Annotated in this window: 21 protein-coding genes; 10 read left to right on the top strand and 11 right to left on the bottom strand. The window is 60.9% G+C overall.

The genetic code is table 11. From position 1 onward, the window contains the following. Positions 1–54 precede the first annotated feature (54 nt). The 3 genes from BFP99_RS10780 to BFP99_RS10770 all read left to right on the top strand — a co-directional run bounded on the left by BFP99_RS10780 (position 55) and on the right by BFP99_RS10770 (position 2207). The gene (locus tag BFP99_RS10780) at positions 55–507 is read left to right on the top strand and encodes a MarR family winged helix-turn-helix transcriptional regulator (RefSeq protein ID WP_027606988.1); all 453 of its coding nucleotides are present in this window, start codon (positions 55–57) and stop codon (positions 505–507) included. A 236-nt stretch (positions 508–743) separates the two neighbouring features. After that, complete coding sequence (locus BFP99_RS10775) at positions 744–1163, top strand: organic hydroperoxide resistance protein (protein ID WP_027606987.1); 420 nt, start codon at positions 744–746, stop codon at positions 1161–1163. A 27-nt stretch (positions 1164–1190) separates the two neighbouring features. Beyond that, the gene (locus BFP99_RS10770) at positions 1191–2207 is read left to right on the top strand and encodes an alpha/beta hydrolase (RefSeq protein WP_065947247.1); all 1017 of its coding nucleotides are present in this window, start codon (positions 1191–1193) and stop codon (positions 2205–2207) included. 65 nt (positions 2208–2272) lie between these two features. On the opposite strand, the gene BFP99_RS10765 is transcribed toward BFP99_RS10770, so the two are convergent. Then, on the bottom strand, positions 2273–2845 hold the full coding sequence (locus BFP99_RS10765; protein ID WP_003172723.1) for an elongation factor P: 573 nt from the start codon (positions 2843–2845) through the stop codon (positions 2273–2275). Between the two features lie 48 nt (positions 2846–2893). Continuing rightward, positions 2894–4027 carry an elongation factor P maturation arginine rhamnosyltransferase EarP gene (gene earP, locus BFP99_RS10760; protein ID WP_065924433.1) on the bottom strand — a complete coding sequence of 378 codons (1134 nt, stop codon included), beginning with the start codon at positions 4025–4027 and terminating at the stop codon, positions 2894–2896. Between the two features lie 168 nt (positions 4028–4195). Here earP and BFP99_RS10755 point away from each other — a divergent pair, with 168 nt between their 5' ends. Together BFP99_RS10755 and BFP99_RS10750 are read left to right on the top strand one after the other, a co-directional pair. Next, entirely contained in the window at positions 4196–4567 is a 372-nt protein-coding gene (locus BFP99_RS10755) for a hypothetical protein (protein ID WP_065947246.1), read from the top strand. Positions 4568–4572: 5 nt separating this feature from the next. Then, the gene (locus tag BFP99_RS10750) at positions 4573–5055 is read left to right on the top strand and encodes a GreA/GreB family elongation factor (protein WP_065947295.1); all 483 of its coding nucleotides are present in this window, start codon (positions 4573–4575) and stop codon (positions 5053–5055) included. 5 nt (positions 5056–5060) lie between these two features. On the opposite strand, the gene cysB is transcribed toward BFP99_RS10750, so the two are convergent. From cysB to BFP99_RS10725, 5 genes are all read right to left on the bottom strand, one after another. Further along, positions 5061–6035, bottom strand: a complete 975-nt coding sequence (gene cysB, locus BFP99_RS10745; RefSeq protein WP_003189876.1) for an HTH-type transcriptional regulator CysB — start codon at positions 6033–6035, stop codon at positions 5061–5063. Between the two features lie 104 nt (positions 6036–6139). Then, on the bottom strand, positions 6140–6640 hold the full coding sequence (locus BFP99_RS10740; protein WP_065924431.1) for a universal stress protein: 501 nt from the start codon (positions 6638–6640) through the stop codon (positions 6140–6142). Between the two features lie 53 nt (positions 6641–6693). Further along, positions 6694–7611, bottom strand: coding sequence for a 5'-nucleotidase (locus tag BFP99_RS10735; protein WP_027606981.1), 918 nt, complete (start codon positions 7609–7611; stop codon positions 6694–6696). A 15-nt stretch (positions 7612–7626) separates the two neighbouring features. Then, complete coding sequence (locus BFP99_RS10730) at positions 7627–8580, bottom strand: putative 2-dehydropantoate 2-reductase (protein WP_065947245.1); 954 nt, start codon at positions 8578–8580, stop codon at positions 7627–7629. Beyond that, positions 8577–8963, bottom strand: a complete 387-nt coding sequence (locus tag BFP99_RS10725) for a thioredoxin family protein (protein WP_027606979.1) — start codon at positions 8961–8963, stop codon at positions 8577–8579. The genes BFP99_RS10730 and BFP99_RS10725 overlap by 4 nt, the downstream gene beginning before the upstream one ends. Here BFP99_RS10725 and BFP99_RS10720 point away from each other — a divergent pair. Further along, a complete protein-coding gene (locus BFP99_RS10720) occupies positions 8962–9396 on the top strand; it encodes a PilZ domain-containing protein (RefSeq protein ID WP_065924429.1) in 435 nt (144 codons plus the stop codon). The genes BFP99_RS10725 and BFP99_RS10720 overlap by 2 nt on opposite strands. Positions 9397–9526: 130 nt before the next feature. Then, positions 9527–10603 carry a 3-deoxy-7-phosphoheptulonate synthase gene (locus tag BFP99_RS10715; protein ID WP_065947244.1) on the top strand — a complete coding sequence of 359 codons (1077 nt, stop codon included), beginning with the start codon at positions 9527–9529 and terminating at the stop codon, positions 10601–10603. 77 nt (positions 10604–10680) lie between these two features. On the opposite strand, the gene BFP99_RS10710 is transcribed toward BFP99_RS10715, so the two are convergent. Further along, the gene (locus BFP99_RS10710; protein WP_027606976.1) at positions 10681–10962 is read right to left on the bottom strand and encodes a GNAT family N-acetyltransferase; all 282 of its coding nucleotides are present in this window, start codon (positions 10960–10962) and stop codon (positions 10681–10683) included. Positions 10963–11573: 611 nt separating this feature from the next. On the opposite strand from BFP99_RS10710, the gene oprI reads away from it, so the two are divergent. Continuing rightward, a complete protein-coding gene (gene oprI, locus BFP99_RS10705) occupies positions 11574–11825 on the top strand; it encodes an outer membrane lipoprotei OprI (protein WP_003172710.1) in 252 nt (83 codons plus the stop codon). A gap of 137 nt (positions 11826–11962) precedes the next feature. On the opposite strand, the gene BFP99_RS10700 is transcribed toward oprI, so the two are convergent. The 3 genes from BFP99_RS10700 to BFP99_RS10690 all read right to left on the bottom strand — a co-directional run bounded on the left by BFP99_RS10700 (position 11963) and on the right by BFP99_RS10690 (position 13962). After that, positions 11963–12931, bottom strand: coding sequence for a L,D-transpeptidase family protein (locus BFP99_RS10700; RefSeq protein WP_065924428.1), 969 nt, complete (start codon positions 12929–12931; stop codon positions 11963–11965). Positions 12932–13004: 73 nt separating this feature from the next. Beyond that, the gene (locus BFP99_RS10695; RefSeq protein ID WP_003172705.1) at positions 13005–13298 is read right to left on the bottom strand and encodes a hypothetical protein; all 294 of its coding nucleotides are present in this window, start codon (positions 13296–13298) and stop codon (positions 13005–13007) included. Between the two features lie 58 nt (positions 13299–13356). Then, positions 13357–13962: an arylesterase gene (locus tag BFP99_RS10690; RefSeq protein WP_027606974.1), complete on the bottom strand. Its 606-nt coding sequence runs from the start codon at positions 13960–13962 to the stop codon at positions 13357–13359. 10 nt (positions 13963–13972) lie between these two features. Here BFP99_RS10690 and BFP99_RS10685 point away from each other — a divergent pair, with 10 nt between their 5' ends. Both BFP99_RS10685 and BFP99_RS10680 read left to right on the top strand, forming a co-directional pair. Continuing rightward, complete coding sequence (locus tag BFP99_RS10685; protein ID WP_005786391.1) at positions 13973–14656, top strand: ABC transporter ATP-binding protein; 684 nt, start codon at positions 13973–13975, stop codon at positions 14654–14656. Continuing rightward, a complete protein-coding gene (locus BFP99_RS10680; protein ID WP_065947243.1) occupies positions 14656–17166 on the top strand; it encodes an ABC transporter permease in 2511 nt (836 codons plus the stop codon). The genes BFP99_RS10685 and BFP99_RS10680 overlap by 1 nt, the downstream gene beginning before the upstream one ends. Positions 17167–17178 lie beyond the last annotated feature (12 nt).

The raw sequence follows: 17178 nt of genomic DNA, 5'->3' as shown, positions 1-17178 counted from the left end.
ATTAAAGATTTGCCCGCTAGATTCCAGGCAGACACGCTTTTTTGAGGCACCACCATGAGCAAAAATCCCGCCCCGTGCGAATCCCTGTTGCTGGACAACCAACTGTGTTTCGCCCTGCACTCCACGTCGCTGCTGATGACCAAGGTCTACAAACCGCTGCTGCAAGCCCTCGGCCTGACCTACCCGCAGTATCTGGCCATGATGGTGCTGTGGGAAGAAGATGGTTTGACCGTCGGAGAAATCAGCAGCCGCCTGCTGACCGACCCGGGCTCCCTGACACCACTGCTCAAGCGCCTGGAAGCCGAAGGCCTGCTCAGCCGCACCCGCAGCCGTGAAGATGAGCGCGTGGTGGTGGTGGAACTGACCGGCGCCGGGCGCGCCTTGCAGGAAAAGGCCATGGGTATTCCACAGTGCATTCTCGGCGCCAGCGGTTTGGAGCTGGACCAATTGCGCAAGCTGCAGGCTGACTTGCTTGCGTTGCGGGGCAACCTGCAGAACGCGATCTGAACACGGCAAAACACTCAACCTGTGGGAGGAGGCTTGCTCCCGATGACGGTTTATCAGTCGACGAATCTTTTGACTGAAACACCGCTATCGGGAGCGAGCCCCCTCCCACATTGGTTTGCAGCGACTGAAAAATATTTATACATTTATCTTGCGCACTAAACATTAGCGCTATACATTTACCTCACCAACTACTTAGCGCGCAAAACTTTAGCGCTAAAAACCAAGAGGACGACACCATGCAAACGCTCTATACCGCAGTAGCCACCGCCACCGGCGGCCGTGATGGTCGCGCTGTTTCCAGCGACAATATCCTCGACGTCAAACTCTCCACCCCCAAGGAATTGGGCGGCGCCGGCGGCCAGGCCACCAACCCGGAACAACTGTTTGCCGCCGGTTACTCGGCCTGCTTTATCGGCGCCCTGAAATTCGTCGCCAGCCAGACCAAACGCAAAATCCCGGATGATGCCTCGATCACTGCCCACGTCGGCATCGGCCAGATCCCTGGCGGTTTCGGCCTGGATATCGACCTGCACGTCAGCCTGCCAGGCCTGGCCGAGGACGATGCGCAAAGCCTGGTCGACGCTGCGCACCAAGTCTGCCCGTACTCCAACGCCACCCGTGGCAACGTCGATGTGCGCCTGCACGTAACCGTCTAACCACTGCCGCTGTCACTGGAGAAGAACATGAACACATTTGCCAACGTGCTGACCGGCAGCCTGCTCGCCCTGTCCGTCACTCACGCGTTTGCCGCCAATGGCGACGTTGAACACAGTACCCAGGCCTTCCTGGATGTGTTGAACGCCGGCACTGGCAAACCGATGGAACAACTGACACCCACGCAAGCCCGTGCCGTACTGACGGGTGCCCAGGCCGGTGTGAAGTTGACCCTGCCCAAGGCGGACGTGAGCCAGAAGACCATTCAGGTCGATGGCCAGCCGCTGGACCTGACCATCGTGCGGCCAGCCGGGGTCAAGGGCACATTGCCGGTGTTCATGTTCTTCCACGGCGGCGGCTGGGTGCTGGGGGACTACCCGACTCACGAGCGCCTGGTGCGCGATCTGGTGGTGGGTTCGGGGGCCGTGGCGGTCTTCGTCAACTACACGCCTTCACCGGAAGCCCGCTATCCGGTGGCGATCAACCAAGCCTACGGCGCAACCAAGTGGGTCGCCGAGCATGGCAAGGACATCAACGTCGACGGCAAACGCCTGGCGGTCGCGGGTAATAGTGTCGGCGGCAATATGGCAGCCGTCGTCAGCCTGATGGCCAAGGACAAGGGCACACCTGCGATCAAGTTCCAACTGCTGTTATGGCCGGTGACCGATGCCAATTTCGAGACGGCGTCCTACAACCAGTACGCCGAAGGGCACTTCCTCACCAGGAACATGATGAAGTGGTTCTGGGACAACTACACCATCGACGCCAATCAGCGCGCCGAGATCTACGCCTCGCCGCTGCGGGCGACCGCGGATCAGCTCAAGGGCTTGCCGCCCGCGCTGATTCAGACCGCCGGTGCCGACGTGTTGCGTGACGAAGGCGAAGCCTATGCGCGCAAGCTGGACCAGGCCGGGGTTCCAGTGACGGCCGTGCGCTACAACGGCATGATCCACGACTACGGCTTGCTCAATGTGGTCAGCCAGATACCAGCGGTGCGTTCGGCCTTGCTGCAGGCATCCGACGAGCTCAAGCAACACCTGAAGTAAAAAAGCAGCGCCCACGAAAAAGCCCGACGCTAGGTCGGGCTTTTTTCGTATCGGCGGGGCCAGAATTACTTCTTGGCGCGACCTTTGTACGAACCACCTTCGCGGGTGTCGATCTCGATCAGGTCGTCGATTTCGATGAAATCGGCTACTTGCAGTTCGGTACCGTTGCTCAGCTTGGCAGGCTTCATTACTTTGCCCGAAGTGTCACCGCGAGCGGAACCTTCGGTGTAGGCAACCTTACGCACGATAGTGGTCGGCAGCTCTACGGAAACCAGGCGCTCTTCGAAGAAAATAGCTTCGCAGACGTCTTCCATGCCTTCTTCGATGAACGGCAGAACAGCTTCGATATCTTCAGCGTTCAGCTCGTACATGGTGTAGTCGGTAGTGTCCATGAACGTGTAGGTGTCGCCGCTGATGAAGGACAGGGTCGCTTCCTTGCGGTCGAGGATCACGTCGTCCAGTTTGTCATCGGCGCTGTAGACGATCTCGGTCTTGTAACCGGTCAGCAGGTTCTTCAGCTTGGTCTTCATGATTGCGCTGTTACGACCAGACTTGGTGAACTCAGCTTTCTGAACCAGCCAAGGGTCGTTTTCGAGACGGATCACTGTACCGGGTTTCAGTTCTTTACCAGTTTTCATTGCGTATATCCGAAATTTGGATGGGATTACAAAAATCAAGGTCGCGTATCATATCCAACTTTCATAAAACTGTACCAGCGCCGTCGCAAGATCGGCCTGCAAGCCTTGTTCCAGACACCACGTCTGCGCGTGCTGGCTTAACTCAGGCCAGTGCGCCAGCAGCATTTTCCACGCTTGTGCCATATCGCCATCAGTGTTCCAGGCTTGCCAGAGCTCGACCAGGGCAGCCTTTGCGGCCGGTGACAGCGCGGCGGTGTACAGGTCCAGGAAGGCGTCGAGCTTGTCCAGGTGGATGTCTTCGTCCTGGCGATAGATGTGCCACAGCAGCGGCCGCCCGGCCCATTGGGCGCGCACGAACGAGTCTTCGCCGCGCACGGCGTTGAAGTCGCAACACCACAGCAGGCGGTCATATTGCTCCTGGCGCACAAACGGCAGCACCTGCACGGTCAGGGCGTTGCGTTGATGGACGTCCCCCACCGCCAGGCCTTCGACACCGAGCCAATGCTGTACATCACCGAGGATGCGCCCTTCCGGCACCAAGAGATGAGTGGTGTGCCCGTCGGTCGAAAGTGCATCCAGCCAACTGGCCAGCCCGGCGTTTTCGTAGGCGAACAACGAGATCAGCCGCGCACCAGCTGCCGGAAACACACCCAAGGCTTGCAGGAATTGCCGCTGCGCAGCGGCATCCTGCTGAAACGCCTGACGCTGCTCCAGCAACCCTGCCTCGCGTAACAGCCCCCCGGTGCCGGGTCGGAAACCCGGAAAAAAGAAGTACTTCTGCACACCCTTGAACTTCACCGACGGCAACCGATGGCACCCCACTACCCAGTCTTCGGCACTGAGGTAATCCAGGTTCATCCACAACGGCGTGCGTTCACGCGCGGCCATGGCTTCCATGTAGTCAGGCGGCAACTGGCAGGCGAAGGCGGCGATCACCACATCGGCTGCCGGGGCGCTCGACCACACGGCCGGCCAATGGCGCACATCGACACCCTCTTGCCATTGCTGGTCCAGGCGCACATCAATCTCCGGACACATACGCTCGAAGGCGCGCAGGTCGTCGACCCACAAGCGCACCTCGCAGCCCTGCTCCGCCACCAATTGCCGGGCCAGGCGCCAGGTCACGCCGATGTCGCCATAGTTATCGACGACGCTGCAAAAAATATCCCAGCGGGCTTTCATTCCGCGCTCCAACGCTCAAAGGCTCGATTGTCCGCATAAATGCGCCAATGCAGAAGGCTTGATCGCGATTATTCTGCACAGTGGCTGTGCGACAATCGCCATCAACACCCCCGGATTTGCGTGGGGGTGGATAAGACGGTACCTACGTTGTCCTTCAAGGAGCTCATCATGTCCTCTAGCGCGCCTATGTCGCTGCCCAAGCTCACGCTCGCCGTTGCCCTGGGGCTGTGGCTGGGATTTATCGCCATTGCGCTGACCAGTTGGCTGGCGTCGCGCTATCTGTTCCCGCAGAGCCTGGCGCCTGTAGCCCAGGCCGTTCAGCAACTGGGCAAACCTGCAGCGGTTGCGCCGGAGCCGCCGAACCGTATGTTCGAGCAGTACCAACAGAACCTGCAGAAGCAGGAACAACAGCAGGCCCTGGACCAGGCCCGCAATAACGCACGCAACCTGTCCAACCCAAAATGCCAGTTCTGGCTGCAGCAGGACCAGAACGCACCGAATGAAAAGACCCGGGCCAATGTCCTGCAATTCTGCGATTGATGACCATGAATAAATACGCCGTTCACCAGCTGATCCTGGAAAAACTCACGGTCGACCTCGACATCGCCCAGCGCGCCGCGCAGACCGCCTACGAAACCGCGACCCACGAAGAAAATATCGCCGAAAACAAATACGACACCCTCGGGCTGGAGGCGTCTTACCTGGCAGCCGGGCAAGCCAGGCGCGTCGAGGAAATCAAGCAGGCGCTGGCGCTGTGCCAGAACCTGCCACTGCGTGCGTACGATGATCAACGTGGCATAGAAGTCGGCACATTGCTGGGCCTGGAAGACGAGAACGGCCGCCAGCAGTGGCTGTTCCTGGCACCGGATGCGGCGGGTTTGAAGGTGGACGTGGTCGGGCAACCGGTGACCGTCATCACCCCGCGTTCACCCTTGGGCAAAAGCCTGCTGGGCAAATACGAAGGTGATGAGGTGGAGATTCTGGTGGCAGGCGCCCGGCAACACTTTACGGTTACCGAGGCCAAATAACCCCCTTAATGGACGGGCAATTCCACGCCGTCGAACAGCTCTTCCAGTTCCTGCTTGTTGTGGCACTGGATCGCCTTGGCCATGACTTCGCGGGTCAGGTGCGGGGCGAACTTCTCGATAAAGTCGCACATGAAGCCCCGCAGGAAGGTGCCACGGCGGAAGCCGATCTTGGTCACACTGGACTCAAACAGCTCGCTGGCATCCAGCACCACCAGGTCTTTATCGAGGTTGGTATCGACGGCCATCTTGGCGACGATGCCCACGCCCAGGCCCAGGCGCACATAGGTCTTGATGACGTCGGCGTCGGCGGCGGTGAACACCACTTTCGGCGTGAGGCCACGATGGCTGAAGGCTTCGTCGAGCTTGGAGCGGCCGGTGAAACCGAAGACGTAGGTGACGATCGGGTATTCGGCCAGGGCTTCCAGGGTCAGCTTCGGCAACTTGGCCAATGGGTGGCCCTGGGGCACGACGACGCAACGGTTCCAGCGGTAGCACGGCATCATCACCAGGTCACCGAACAGCTCCAGGGCTTCGGTGGCGATGGCAAAGTCGACGGTGCCATCGGCGGCCATCTCGGCGATCTGCATCGGCGAGCCTTGATGCATGTGCAGCGCCACGTCCGGGTATTGCTTGATGAAATCGCGGATCACCGGCGGCAATGCGTAACGCGCCTGGGTGTGCGTCGTGGCAATCGACAAGGTGCCTTTCTTCTCGTTGGAGAATTCCTGGGCGATCTGCTTGATGCTCTCGACTTTGCGCAGGATCTCGCCGGCGGTAGTGATGATGCGTTCACCGGCCGGGGTGACACGGGTGAGGTGCTTGCCGCTGCGCGCGAACACTTCGACGCCCAGCTCGTCTTCGAGCAGGCGGATCTGCTTGCTGATACCGGGTTGGGAGGTGTAAAGGCTTTGAGCGGTAGCGGAAACGTTGAGGTCGTGGTGCGCCACTTCCCAGATGTAGCGCAGTTGTTGAAGCTTCATATGTGTCCCTCAAAGCAGATAGACGCCACGGGTATCAGCGACGGTATATAACTATATTAAAGGTTTGACGGATAAATCTAGAACTTTTTATCGTTTTTTACCCATCACACGTCATCACTGCGTCGACGCTGTAACGCAGGCACCAGGTAAACCGGCACGCTAGACAACTGCAGCACCCGTGCGGCGGTACGCCCAAGCGGTGTGGCGGCCGCCGTGGCATGGCTGTGGCTGCCGACGACCAACAGGTCTACGGACAGTTTGCGCAACTGCTCGAGTATCACTTCGCACGGGTCGCCCTGGATCACCCGTACCGAGCGAATCAGTTCCAGGTCTTGCCCCCCGTCCCCCAACTCTTCGCGAAAACTGTCCAGCACCCGCTGCTCGATGGTCGCCATGACAGTGCTCAGCCCCTGGCTCTGCCATTCACTCAAGGCCTTCTCATCAAGGTAGCTCTGCAACACCGATTCGGCGAACAACCCGATGGGCTCGACCACATGAATCACATCCAGGTCAGCCTTGAACGTCCGCGCCAGCGCCAGTGCATGTTGCATCACATACGGCGCGTACAGACCAAGGTCCGTGGCGTACAGCATCGAACGAATCATAAAACCTCCCGGACGGCCAGGATGGAGGAGATTGAATGAGCTTAGCAGCGCCCCTAAGTCTCGGCCTGAATCCTCACCTCGTTACTGATGCCATGGGGCACATGCCCGGTGGCCACCACCTCCCTGGCTTTCTCGCAGTGACCGGCCTGGTCATCGAAAAACACATCCGCGGCAAACGCCTCCAGGAATGCGGACTTTTCCAGGCCGCCGAGAAACAGTGACTCATCCAGGCGGATGTCCCACTCACGCAAGGTCCGGATCACCCGCTCGTGGGAAGGCGCCGAACGGGCGGTGACCAAGGCTGTGCGGATCGGGCAGGCCTCGTCTGGAAACTCACGCTGCAACAAGTTGAGTGCCGCCAGGAAACCCTTGAAGGGGCCACCGTGCAAAGGCTGGCGTGCCGACTCGCGCTCGCTGGCCTGGAACGCCTCCAGCCCGCCGGCCTGGTACACGCGCTCCGATTCATCGGAGAACAGCACCGCGTCACCGTCAAAGGCAATCCGCAGCTCTTCGCTGGACGCCCGGCGCGGACCGCCCGACAGAATCGTCGCGGCGGCAAAGCCGGCATCGAGGGCACTGCGTACATCTTCAGCATGGGTGGAAAGAAACAGGTGACAGCCAAACGCCGCCAAATAGGGATAAGGACTACGCCCACCGACAAAGGCTGCGCGGGAAATATCCAGGCCGTAATGCTGGATGGAATTGAACACGCGCAAGCCGGTGTCGGCACTGTTGCGCGATACCAGTACCACCTCGACCCGAGCACGGCCCAGGCTGGCATTGAGGCTCAGCAGCTTCTTGACCAGCGGAAAGGCGTCACCGGGCTCGAGGATCTCTTCCTCGTGTTCGATCTGGTATTTACGGTAGGCCTCCACCCCTTGGGCCAGGTAGACCTTGTGGCTGTCGCTCAGGTCGAACAGCGCCCGCGAGGAAATCGCCAGCACCAGTTTGTCGCCCAATCCCTTTGCCATGGTACGTCCCCCGAATCAGCGGTTATGCCGATCAATAAAGCTCAAGGCCTGGTACAGCGCCTGCATTCGTGGCAATTCGCAACCCGCGGCCTTGGCGGCAGCAAGCGGTCGCCCATAGATCGCCGCCAGTTCCAGCGGGCGTTTATGTATATGGTCGTGGTACATGCTGGGCAGGTAATCGTCCATGGTTTCCGTCATGGCGAACATCTGCTCGGCGTAACTGGCGGGGATTTCATGGCCGCAGGCATGGGCGCCCTGCACCACTTCGGCCATCAGCGCCTGGATCAGCTCGCGGCTGGATTCGTCCGCCATCATTGCCGTGGTACCCGTGCCCAGCAACACCGAGAGGCCGTTGTAGGGCACGTTCCACACCAGCTTGTGCCAGCGGGCCTGATGCACATTGGCCATGGCCTGGGACTCGATGCCGGCCTTATGAAACAACGCGGCACCGGCTTCGACAATAGCCTTCTGGCGGGCCTCATCGTTGGCGGCCATGCCGCTGTGGTAGCCCAGGTTGACCCGGCCCAACGCCTGATGCTCGACGACGCCAGGCGCGGAGCGGTGTACGCCGATGTAGCACAGCCCGCCCAGTAGATGCAGGGATGGCGGCAGGTGTTCACGCAGACTGTCTTCGACATCCAGGCCGTTTTGCAGCAACACCACCTTGGCGTCCGGCGCCGCGACCTGGGCGAGGGTCGGGGCCAGCTCGACATTGCCGGTGGACTTGGTGCCCACCAGCAACCAATCGCACGGCGGCATGTCCGCGGCATGGGCGTAGGCCTGCACCGGGCGCAGTTGCAGGTTGCCATGCACACTGCTATTGACGCGCAGGCCGTGCTCGCTGACCGCCGCGTATTCGCTGCGCAGCAGGAAGTGCACGTCGAAGCCCGCGCGTGCCAGCATCACGCCATAGAAGCCACCGATGGCGCCGGTGCCGATAATGCCGATACGTGGCGACTGTACTGTCATGGCAGTTCCTCCGGAGTGCGGCTAAGTGCTTGGTCAATGGTTTCGGTCAGGTCAGAAAGCGTAAGACGTGTCTGTATTTGCCCGAGGAACTGACCCTCGCACACCACGAACAACGCCGGCAAATGAAAGATCTGGTAGCGTTCGACCGCACCGCCATTGTGCCCGGCATCCACCCAGCACACGCGGTCCACCGGCAAACGCCAGCCCGGCAACTGCTGGCGTGCCCAACGGCAACTGGAACACCCCACGCTGGTGAACACCACCAGCGAAATACCTGGCAATCCCAGCAATTGCTGGTCAATATCCAGGTCGGTCAATTCCAGTTCCTTCACTATACTGCTGCCACCGCCGTCAACTGGACGGTGCTCGGAGTCCGTGTACATGGGTCGTTTTTTACCTCACCCTGATGATGTCGCTGTCGAGTTAATCCAACGCCCCTCTCCCGCCATCCCCCGCCAACGCCTGCACACTATCGGCCTGGGCGGCGTTGCCTGCAATTGGCCCCGCGCATGGCGCCAGGGCACGGCCGTTGACCTGCACATTCCCTCCCTGGGCGCCACGGCCCGATATCCGGGGTATGTGGCGTGGTGTCGCAAGGTGGAAAACGGCTACCGCGTGGGCATTTCGTTTACCGATGAACATGCGTTGTTCGGTGCGCGAATGGGTGAGCAAGCATGCCGGATAGAGCGCTACTGCCGCCAGCACGAAGATGCCGAGCCGACCCCGCAGCAACTCGAAGCCCTGGCCCGAGAGTGGGTGGCGCGCCATGCCGGCGAGTTCGCCCATGAGACGTTTGTGCGGCCAGCGCTGGATTAAAGCGGGCTTTGCCCATTGTCGCGGGCCCGTGTTACGCGCTAAGGTTCCTCCCCCCTGCATTCAAATCATGCTGTGCCCGCCGCACGGGGATGGCTGGCGGCCGGCACCCGTGACCCTGGCGAGTAACACGATGGCTGATTTACCGATCAATGACCTAAACGTCGAATCCAACGAGACCCTGATCACACCCGATCAGCTCAAGCGCGAAATCCCTCTGAGCGACGCTGCCCTGCAGACCGTCACCAAAGGCCGCGAAGTCATCCGTGACATTCTCGATGGCACCGACCACCGCCTCTTCGTCGTGATCGGGCCTTGCTCGATCCACGACCTCAAGGCTGCCCACGAATACGCCGAGCGCCTCAAAGTGCTGGCGGCAGAAGTGTCCGACACCTTGTACCTGGTGATGCGCGTGTATTTCGAGAAGCCGCGTACCACCGTGGGCTGGAAAGGCTTGATCAACGACCCGTACCTGGACGACTCGTTCAAGATCCAGGACGGTTTGCACATCGGTCGTAAATTGCTGCTGGACCTGGCCGAAATGGGCCTGCCCACCGCCACCGAAGCCCTCGACCCGATTTCCCCGCAGTACCTGCAGGACCTGATCAGCTGGTCGGCCATCGGCGCGCGCACCACCGAGTCGCAGACCCACCGCGAAATGGCATCCGGCCTGTCTTCGGCCGTAGGCTTCAAGAACGGCACCGACGGCGGCCTGACCGTGGCGATCAACGCGCTGCAATCGGTCTCCAGTCCTCACCGTTTCCTGGGTATCAACCAGGAAGGCGGCGTCTCCATCGTCACCACCAAGGGCAATGCCTACGGTCACGTGGTGTTGCGCGGCGGCAATGGCAAGCCCAACTATGACTCGGTCAGCGTTGCGCTCTGCGAGCAGGCGCTGAACAAGGCCAGGATCAAGCCGAACATCATGGTCGACTGCAGCCACGCCAACTCCAACAAGGACCCGGCGCTGCAGCCGCTGGTGATGGAAAACGTCGCCAACCAGATCCTCGAAGGCAACCAGTCGATTATCGGCCTGATGGTCGAGAGCCACCTGAACTGGGGCTGCCAGGCGATTCCAAAGGACCTGGCCGACTTGCAGTACGGCGTGTCGATCACCGATGCCTGCATCGACTGGCCCGCCACCGAGAACACCCTGCGCAGCATGCACGCCAAGCTCAAGGACGTATTGCCGAAACGCAAACGCAGCTGAACCTGTATTTGAAAGATGCGCACACAAAAACGCCGGGCTGAGCCCGGCGTTTTTCATGCTGCGTTTTATGTTGTGCGTTATAGCTTCGCGGCATGGCGCTGGTGGCGCTCCATGTAGCGTTCGACATAGGAGCATGACGGGATCACCGTGTAGCCTTGCTCTTCGGCAAACTTCAACGCTTCCTCGGTCAACGCAGCTGCAATGCCACGGCCGCGCAGTGCGTTGGGCACGAAGGTCCGATAGATGTCCAGGGTCTGCTTCCCGAGGTCCATATAGGTCAGATAGGCACGATGACCGTCCACATTGGTCTCGAACTGATGACCAGCCTGGTCATGGTGGATGGACAACGCCTCGCTCATCACTACTCCTCGCGGGTCTTGGATTCTGACCCCTACCTTACCGATGTTTTTCCGGCGAAGGAACATCTACGCCACCCCGTGCCGGTTTCGACAACGAGAAAACCTTGAGCGCTCACAACCAGCACGTAGGGAATAGTAGGCACCAATCCTGTAATTGCTCAAGGCGCGCCCGTCATCCCTGCCGCTGGCGGATATAGAAAGGGCCTCGATCAACCGGTGATCGAAGGCCTGAACATTGCCGGCAGTTGAACCTTGAGACGAACAGACGCTCTTAAAGTCACCTCTACATGCACAAAAGATGCGGGGCGTGGTAAAGGCCAGCCAAACGAAAGTGTCAGCCTCGATATATAAAATTTCATCTATTTACAAGGCTTAACACATGCGGGCCGGCCTTCTCAGCCTGGATCCAATCTCCATCAGACTGCAAAAAACTGTACGGTTTTTATACGAATGTCCAAAAGATTAGCCAAAATAGATTCGGCACAAGAATTTTTTTTGCTTCTTGCGCTACGTCAGTTTACTTACTACAAGTAATGGGTAGTATGTACGCCGGCTATTAGCTCACTCTGAGAAAGTAGCCATTTAATAGAAAGTCCTTGAAGGGGAACACGATGAACAACGTTCTGAAATTCTCTGCTCTGGCTCTGGCCGCAGTTCTGGCTACCGGTTGCAGCAGCGTCTCCAAAGAAACCGAAGCTCGTCTGACTGCAACTGAAGACGCAGCAGCTCGCTCCCAGGCCCGTGCAGACGAAGCCTACCGTAAAGCTGATGAAGCTCTGGCTGCTGCTCAAAAAGCACAACAGACTGCTGACGAAGCTAACGAGCGCGCTCTGCGTATGCTTGAGAAAGCTAGCCGCAAGTAATAATCCCTCGGGATTGTTATCAAGCCGATCCATTCTTGGATCGGCTTTTTATTGCCTGCGATTCGGCCCAGAACCCCGCGCAATAAAAAGCCCGCCACAGCGCAAGGCCGTGGCGGGCTCAGGAACGGGCCAGTCGCTTATTGCTGCAGGTCGATCGGCGCGCTGGAAGCTATCGGTGCACCACCTGGCACACCGATCTCGGTGGGCAGGCCATCTTCGGCCGCGACGACATCACGCACCTGATCCCAGTTCACCCGCAGGTTATTGGCCAGGTCTTCACGCTTGAGCAAGGCATTGATCACCGCTGTGTGCTTATCGACCACCGACGGCGTGCCATCGTCGTTCAAGGGCGTATGCGCCTCGAGATAGACCTTGCCGCCGCTGCTGCCGAACTTGTAGGCATCGTTGATGATGCGCACCGACGTCCCCACCGGGACCATGCCGGCCATTTCCAGTACGTTGTTGTTGAACATGCGGAAGCAACCGTGGCTGGTACGGGTACCGATGCCGAACTTCATGTTGGAACCGTGGATGAGGTAACCCGGCGTCCCCAGGGTGAACTTGAACGGCCCCAGGGGATTGTCCGGGCCGGCCGGCACCACATTGGGCAACGGGTCGCCGTTGGCGGCGTGCTCGGCCTTGATCGAGGCCGGCGGCGTCCAGGTCGGATTCGGCGTCTTGGCGATGATGCTGGTGTGCGCAATGGGCGAGCCCCAGCCTTCACGGCCAATCCCAAGCGGGAAGGTGTAGACCACATCCTGCCCCTTGGGGAAGTAGTAGAGCCGGTATTCCGCCAGGTTGATCACGATGCCCTCACGGGGGCCCGGCGGCAGGATGAAGCGTGTCGGCAGGACGATCTCGGTCCCCGCCCCCGGCAACCAGGCATCGACGCCCGGATTGGCCGCGACCATTTCCGAATAGCCCAGGTCGTAGGTGGTACCCAGGTCGGCAAAGGTGTCTTCGTACTTGGCCTTGATCACCTGGACCTGCCCGACGATGTCTTCGCCGGGTGGCGGCAGGGGCAACTGCAAGGCGGCGGCAGGACCGGCCGCACACAAGGCAGCAAGAGACAGGCAGCAGGTGACGACGGAAAGGCGCGACAACATCCGGAAAATCCTTCGCAGAACGACGGGTAGGTAAAAATCGATTGTATACGTGAAGCGGACTTCTAGCTGCCCCCTACAACTCGAAACGCAACTCGGGCCAGATTGGCGGCGTGCCACGCTTCTGCGACTCCAGGATCGCCCGGCACAAAGGGCACAGGCGCTGGTCCTGGAAAATCGAACGGTCGACCAGGGACCAACGCGGCTGCGCCGGCAATAACGTACCGCACAGGGTGCGATCGATGGAGCCGCCCAGTTCCAATTGACGCGTCACCAGATGCACCCGCACTTCCTGGCAGGCGAACAGATCCAGCTGCTCGTCCGGCTCGATCAGTTGGTAGTTAAACAGGGACCAGGCAGGACGCGACATCGGGGGCTCCAGATCGGGGGGGCGCCACCTTAGCCGAAAGCCTGCCGGTAGAAAAGCGTCATAGCAGCGGTTTTAGCGTCGGCCAGACATTTTCCAGCAATTTGCCCTGGGCGCCGACAGCCGGGTGCAGTCCATCAGCCTGCATCAACGCCGGGTTGCCACCGATACCCTCCAGGAAAAATGGCACCAACGGCACCTTTTTAGCCGTTGCGACGTCATTGAATACCTTGGCGAATGCATCGACATAGCGCTTCCCGTAATTGGGCGGAATCTGCATGCCCAGCAACAGTACCTTCGCACCGCTGGCCTGGGACTGCTCGATCATCGACGCAAGATTTTGTTGCAATTGCGCCGGCGGCTGCCCGCGCAAGCCGTCGTTACCACCCAATTCGATCACCACCACGTCCGGCTTATGCGCTGCGAGCGCCGCCGGCAGGCGCGCGAGGCCTCCGGCACTGGTGTCGCCGCTGATGGAGGCATTGACCACTTTATCGTCGAAACCTTCCTTCTTGAGCCGTTGCTGCAGCAATGCGACCCACCCTTTGCTGGTATCCAGGCCGAAACCGGCACTGATACTATCGCCAACGATCAGGACTGTACCCGCCGCTGCGTTCTGGGCCATGCACATCAAGGCCAGGCCAGCACTCAAAAACCACATTCGCATCGGATTCTCCATGGGCGCAAGCATTCTCACCGCGCGGAACCTCAGCAAAGTGGTTCCCAGCGCGGAAGGTGAACTGACTATCCTGCACGAACTGAGCCTGGAACTGAACAAGGGCGATAGCCTGGCTATCGTCGGCAGCTCCGGTTCCGGTAAATCCACCCTCCTCGGTCTGCTCGCCGGCCTCGACCTGCCCAGCAGCGGTGAAGTCACCCTCGCCGGCCAGGCGCTCAGCACCCTCGACGAAGACCAGCGCGCGCGCATCCGTGCCGAACACGTGGGCTTTGTGTTCCAGTCGTTCCAACTGCTCGACAGCCTCAATGCGCTGGAGAACGTCATGCTGCCGCTGGAGCTGGATGGCCGCAAGGACGCCCGCGAACGCGCCAGACACCTGCTGGAGCGCGTGGGCCTCGGCCAGCGCCTGACCCACTCCCCACGCCAGCTTTCCGGGGGCGAACAGCAACGGGTAGCGATTGCCCGCGCCTTTGCCGCCGAACCGGACGTGCTGTTTGCCGATGAGCCCACCGGCAACCTCGACAGCCACACCGGCGAGCGCATCAGCGACCTGCTGTTCGAGCTCAATAAAGAAAGCGGCACGACCCTGGTGCTGGTTACCCATGACGAGCGCCTGGCTCATCGTTGCCGACGCCTGATCCGCCTTGAAGCCGGCCTGATGGTCGCCCCCCTGGAGCCTTGATGGCACGTTTGCCGCTGTTGCGCCTGTTCAGCCTTGCCCTGCGCCAATTACTGCGTGATGCCCGCGCCGGCGAATTGCGTGTGTTGTTCTTCGCCCTGTTGGTGGCCGTGGCCGCCAGCACCGCCATCGGTTATTTCGGCGCCCGCCTCAACGGCGCCATGCTGTTGCGCGCCACGGAGTTCCTCGGCGCCGACCTGGTACTCGAAGGCAGCTCACCGGCCCGCCCCGAACAAATCAGATCCGGGACCGAACTGGGCCTGGATCACGCCCGTGTGGTTGAGTTTTCCAGCGTCATTGCCACCGATAATGGTATCCAGCTCTCCAGCATCAAGGCGGTCAACGAGCAGTATCCGCTACGCGGTCAACTCAAGAGCGCAGCAGCCCCCTTTGGGGACGAAACCCCGGGCGGCGGGCCGAAACCCGGTGAAGCCTGGGTCGAGTCGCGGCTGCTGACGGCACTGGACCTGAACGTCGGCGACACTATCGATGTGGGTATGAAGACCTTGCGCCTGGCACGCGTACTGACCTACGAGCCGGATCGCGCCGGCAACTTCTATAGCCTGACGCCCAGGGTGATGATCAACCTGGCGGACCTGGACGCCACCGGCGTAGTCCAGCCAGGCAGTCGCGTCAGCTACCGCGAGTTGTGGCGTGGCCCGCAGGCCAGCACCGCGCTGCAAACCTATCGTGACCTGATCAAGCCGGGGCTCGCTGCCAACCAGCGTCTTCAGGATTCACGGGACGGCAACCAGCAGATCGGCGGCGCCCTGGGCAAAGCCGAGCGCTACCTGAACATGGCCAGCCTGGTGGCCGTGCTGTTGGCCGGCGTCGCCGTGGCCCTGTCGGCCAACCGCTTTGCCACCCGCCGTTTCGACGCCAGTGCGTTGCTACGTTGCCTTGGGTTATCGCGACTCGAGGCCATGTTGCTGTTCAGCCTGCAATTGAGCGTACTGGGGTTGCTGGCGAGCCTGGCCGGCGCCCTGCTCGGTTGGCTGGCACAGTTTGGCCTGTTCTATTTCCTGCACGACCTGTTGCCGGCGGATGTTCCGCCTGGTGAACTGTTGCCGGCCATTGCCGGGATCGGCACCGGGCTGGTTGCTCTCGCGGGATTCGCGCTGCCACCGTTGGCCGCCCTCGGTCGCGTACCGCCGCTGCGAGTGCTGAGGCGCGACCTGCTGCCTATCCCGTCCAGCACCTGGATGGTCTACGGCGCCGCGTTGTTCGCCCTGGGCCTGATCATGTGGCGCCTGAGCCTCGACCTGGTGCTGACCTTCGCCCTGCTGGGCGGCGGCGTGGTCGCCGCGCTGGTTCTGGGGGGCTTGCTTCTGCTGCTGTTGCAAAGCCTGCGACGTCTGTTGGCCCGGGCGTCCCTGCCGTGGCGCCTTGGCCTGGGCCAATTGCTGCGCCACCCGCTGGCGGCGGCGGGCCAGTCCCTGGCGTTCGGCCTGATCCTGTTGTCCATGGGCTTGATCGCCCTGCTGCGTGGCGAATTGCTGGACACCTGGCAAAACCAGCTGCCCAAGGACGCCCCCAACTATTTCGCCCTGAATATCCTGCCGGCCGATAAGGACGCCTTTGGTGCCCGCCTGCTGGAAGTGCAGGCGCAATCCGCGCCGCTGTACCCGGTCGTGCCAGGTCGGTTGATCAGTATCAATGGCGAGCCGGTACAGGAAATAGTCAGCAAGGACTCCAGCGGTGACCGCGCCGTACAACGCGACTTGAGCCTGACCTGGGCCGCCGACCTGCCGCCAGGCAATACCCTGACCGAAGGCTCATGGTGGTCGCAACAACCCCCCGATGGAATGCCCGGAGTCTCGGTAGAAGCCAAGGTCGCGCAGAGCCTCAAGCTCAAGTTGAACGATCACCTGGTGTTCACCATCGCCGGGGAAAACCGTGAGGCGCGGGTTGCCAGCCTGCGAACCATCAACTGGGATAACTTCCAGCCGAACTTCTTCATGATTTTCCAACCGGGAACCTTGACGGACCTGCCGGCCACCTACCTGACCAGCTTCTACCTCGCGCCAGGGCATGATCAGCAGATCGTTGATCTGTCCCGCGCCTTCCCGGCGGTGACCATCCTGCAGGTCGAGGCGCTGCTGGAGCAACTGCGCAGCATCCTCGCCCAAGTGACACTGGCGGTGGAGTACGTGTTGTTGTTTGTGCTGGCCGCTGGGATGGCGGTGCTGTTCTCCGGCCTGCAAGCCACCTTGGATGAGCGTATTCGCCAAGGTGCACTGCTCCGGGCACTGGGCGCGGAGCGCAAGCTGCTGGTCAAGGCGCGGCGCATCGAGTTTGGCTTGCTGGGCGCAGTCAGCGGCTTGCTGGCGGCACTGGGTACCGAGTTGGTGACGTGGGTGCTGTACCGCTATGCCTTCGACCTGGCCTGGCAACCGCACCCCTGGCTGTTGCTGCTGCCTGTGATCGGCGCCGCATTGATCGGCGGTGCCGGGGTGTTCGGCACACGCCGTGCGCTGAATGCGAGCCCGCTGACGGTATTGCGCGAGGGCTGAGCGGCCAATGAC

The organism is Pseudomonas sp. 1 R 17, from assembly GCF_900067035.1.
Taxonomy (GTDB): Bacteria; Pseudomonadota; Gammaproteobacteria; order Pseudomonadales; family Pseudomonadaceae; genus Aquipseudomonas; species Aquipseudomonas marginalis.
This window is presented reverse-complemented; position numbering and strand designations above follow the sequence as displayed.

Bases quoted from the DNA above. Each gene is read 5' to 3' on its own strand.
- BFP99_RS10765 (WP_003172723.1), bottom strand. From the start codon at position 2,845: ATGAAAACTGGTAAAGAACTGAAACCCGGTACAGTGATCCGTCTCGAA.
- BFP99_RS10720 (WP_065924429.1), top strand. From the start codon at position 8,962: ATGGGTCGTTTTTTACCTCACCCTGATGATGTCGCTGTCGAGTTAATC.
- BFP99_RS10710 (WP_027606976.1), bottom strand. From the start codon at position 10,962: ATGAGCGAGGCGTTGTCCATCCACCATGACCAGGCTGGTCATCAGTTC.
- BFP99_RS10775 (WP_027606987.1), top strand. From the start codon at position 744: ATGCAAACGCTCTATACCGCAGTAGCCACCGCCACCGGCGGCCGTGAT.
- BFP99_RS10700 (WP_065924428.1), bottom strand. From the start codon at position 12,931: ATGTTGTCGCGCCTTTCCGTCGTCACCTGCTGCCTGTCTCTTGCTGCC.
- BFP99_RS10690 (WP_027606974.1), bottom strand. From the start codon at position 13,962: ATGCGAATGTGGTTTTTGAGTGCTGGCCTGGCCTTGATGTGCATGGCC.
- cysB (WP_003189876.1), bottom strand. From the start codon at position 6,035: ATGAAGCTTCAACAACTGCGCTACATCTGGGAAGTGGCGCACCACGAC.
- BFP99_RS10680 (WP_065947243.1), top strand. From the start codon at position 14,656: ATGGCACGTTTGCCGCTGTTGCGCCTGTTCAGCCTTGCCCTGCGCCAA.
- earP (WP_065924433.1), bottom strand. From the start codon at position 4,027: ATGAAAGCCCGCTGGGATATTTTTTGCAGCGTCGTCGATAACTATGGC.
- BFP99_RS10735 (WP_027606981.1), bottom strand. From the start codon at position 7,611: ATGGCAAAGGGATTGGGCGACAAACTGGTGCTGGCGATTTCCTCGCGG.
- BFP99_RS10725 (WP_027606979.1), bottom strand. From the start codon at position 8,963: ATGTACACGGACTCCGAGCACCGTCCAGTTGACGGCGGTGGCAGCAGT.
- BFP99_RS10730 (WP_065947245.1), bottom strand. From the start codon at position 8,580: ATGACAGTACAGTCGCCACGTATCGGCATTATCGGCACCGGCGCCATC.
- BFP99_RS10750 (WP_065947295.1), top strand. From the start codon at position 4,573: ATGAATAAATACGCCGTTCACCAGCTGATCCTGGAAAAACTCACGGTC.
- BFP99_RS10715 (WP_065947244.1), top strand. From the start codon at position 9,527: ATGGCTGATTTACCGATCAATGACCTAAACGTCGAATCCAACGAGACC.
- BFP99_RS10740 (WP_065924431.1), bottom strand. From the start codon at position 6,640: ATGATTCGTTCGATGCTGTACGCCACGGACCTTGGTCTGTACGCGCCG.
- BFP99_RS10685 (WP_005786391.1), top strand. From the start codon at position 13,973: ATGGGCGCAAGCATTCTCACCGCGCGGAACCTCAGCAAAGTGGTTCCC.
- oprI (WP_003172710.1), top strand. From the start codon at position 11,574: ATGAACAACGTTCTGAAATTCTCTGCTCTGGCTCTGGCCGCAGTTCTG.
- BFP99_RS10755 (WP_065947246.1), top strand. From the start codon at position 4,196: ATGTCCTCTAGCGCGCCTATGTCGCTGCCCAAGCTCACGCTCGCCGTT.
- BFP99_RS10770 (WP_065947247.1), top strand. From the start codon at position 1,191: ATGAACACATTTGCCAACGTGCTGACCGGCAGCCTGCTCGCCCTGTCC.
- BFP99_RS10695 (WP_003172705.1), bottom strand. From the start codon at position 13,298: ATGTCGCGTCCTGCCTGGTCCCTGTTTAACTACCAACTGATCGAGCCG.
- BFP99_RS10780 (WP_027606988.1), top strand. From the start codon at position 55: ATGAGCAAAAATCCCGCCCCGTGCGAATCCCTGTTGCTGGACAACCAA.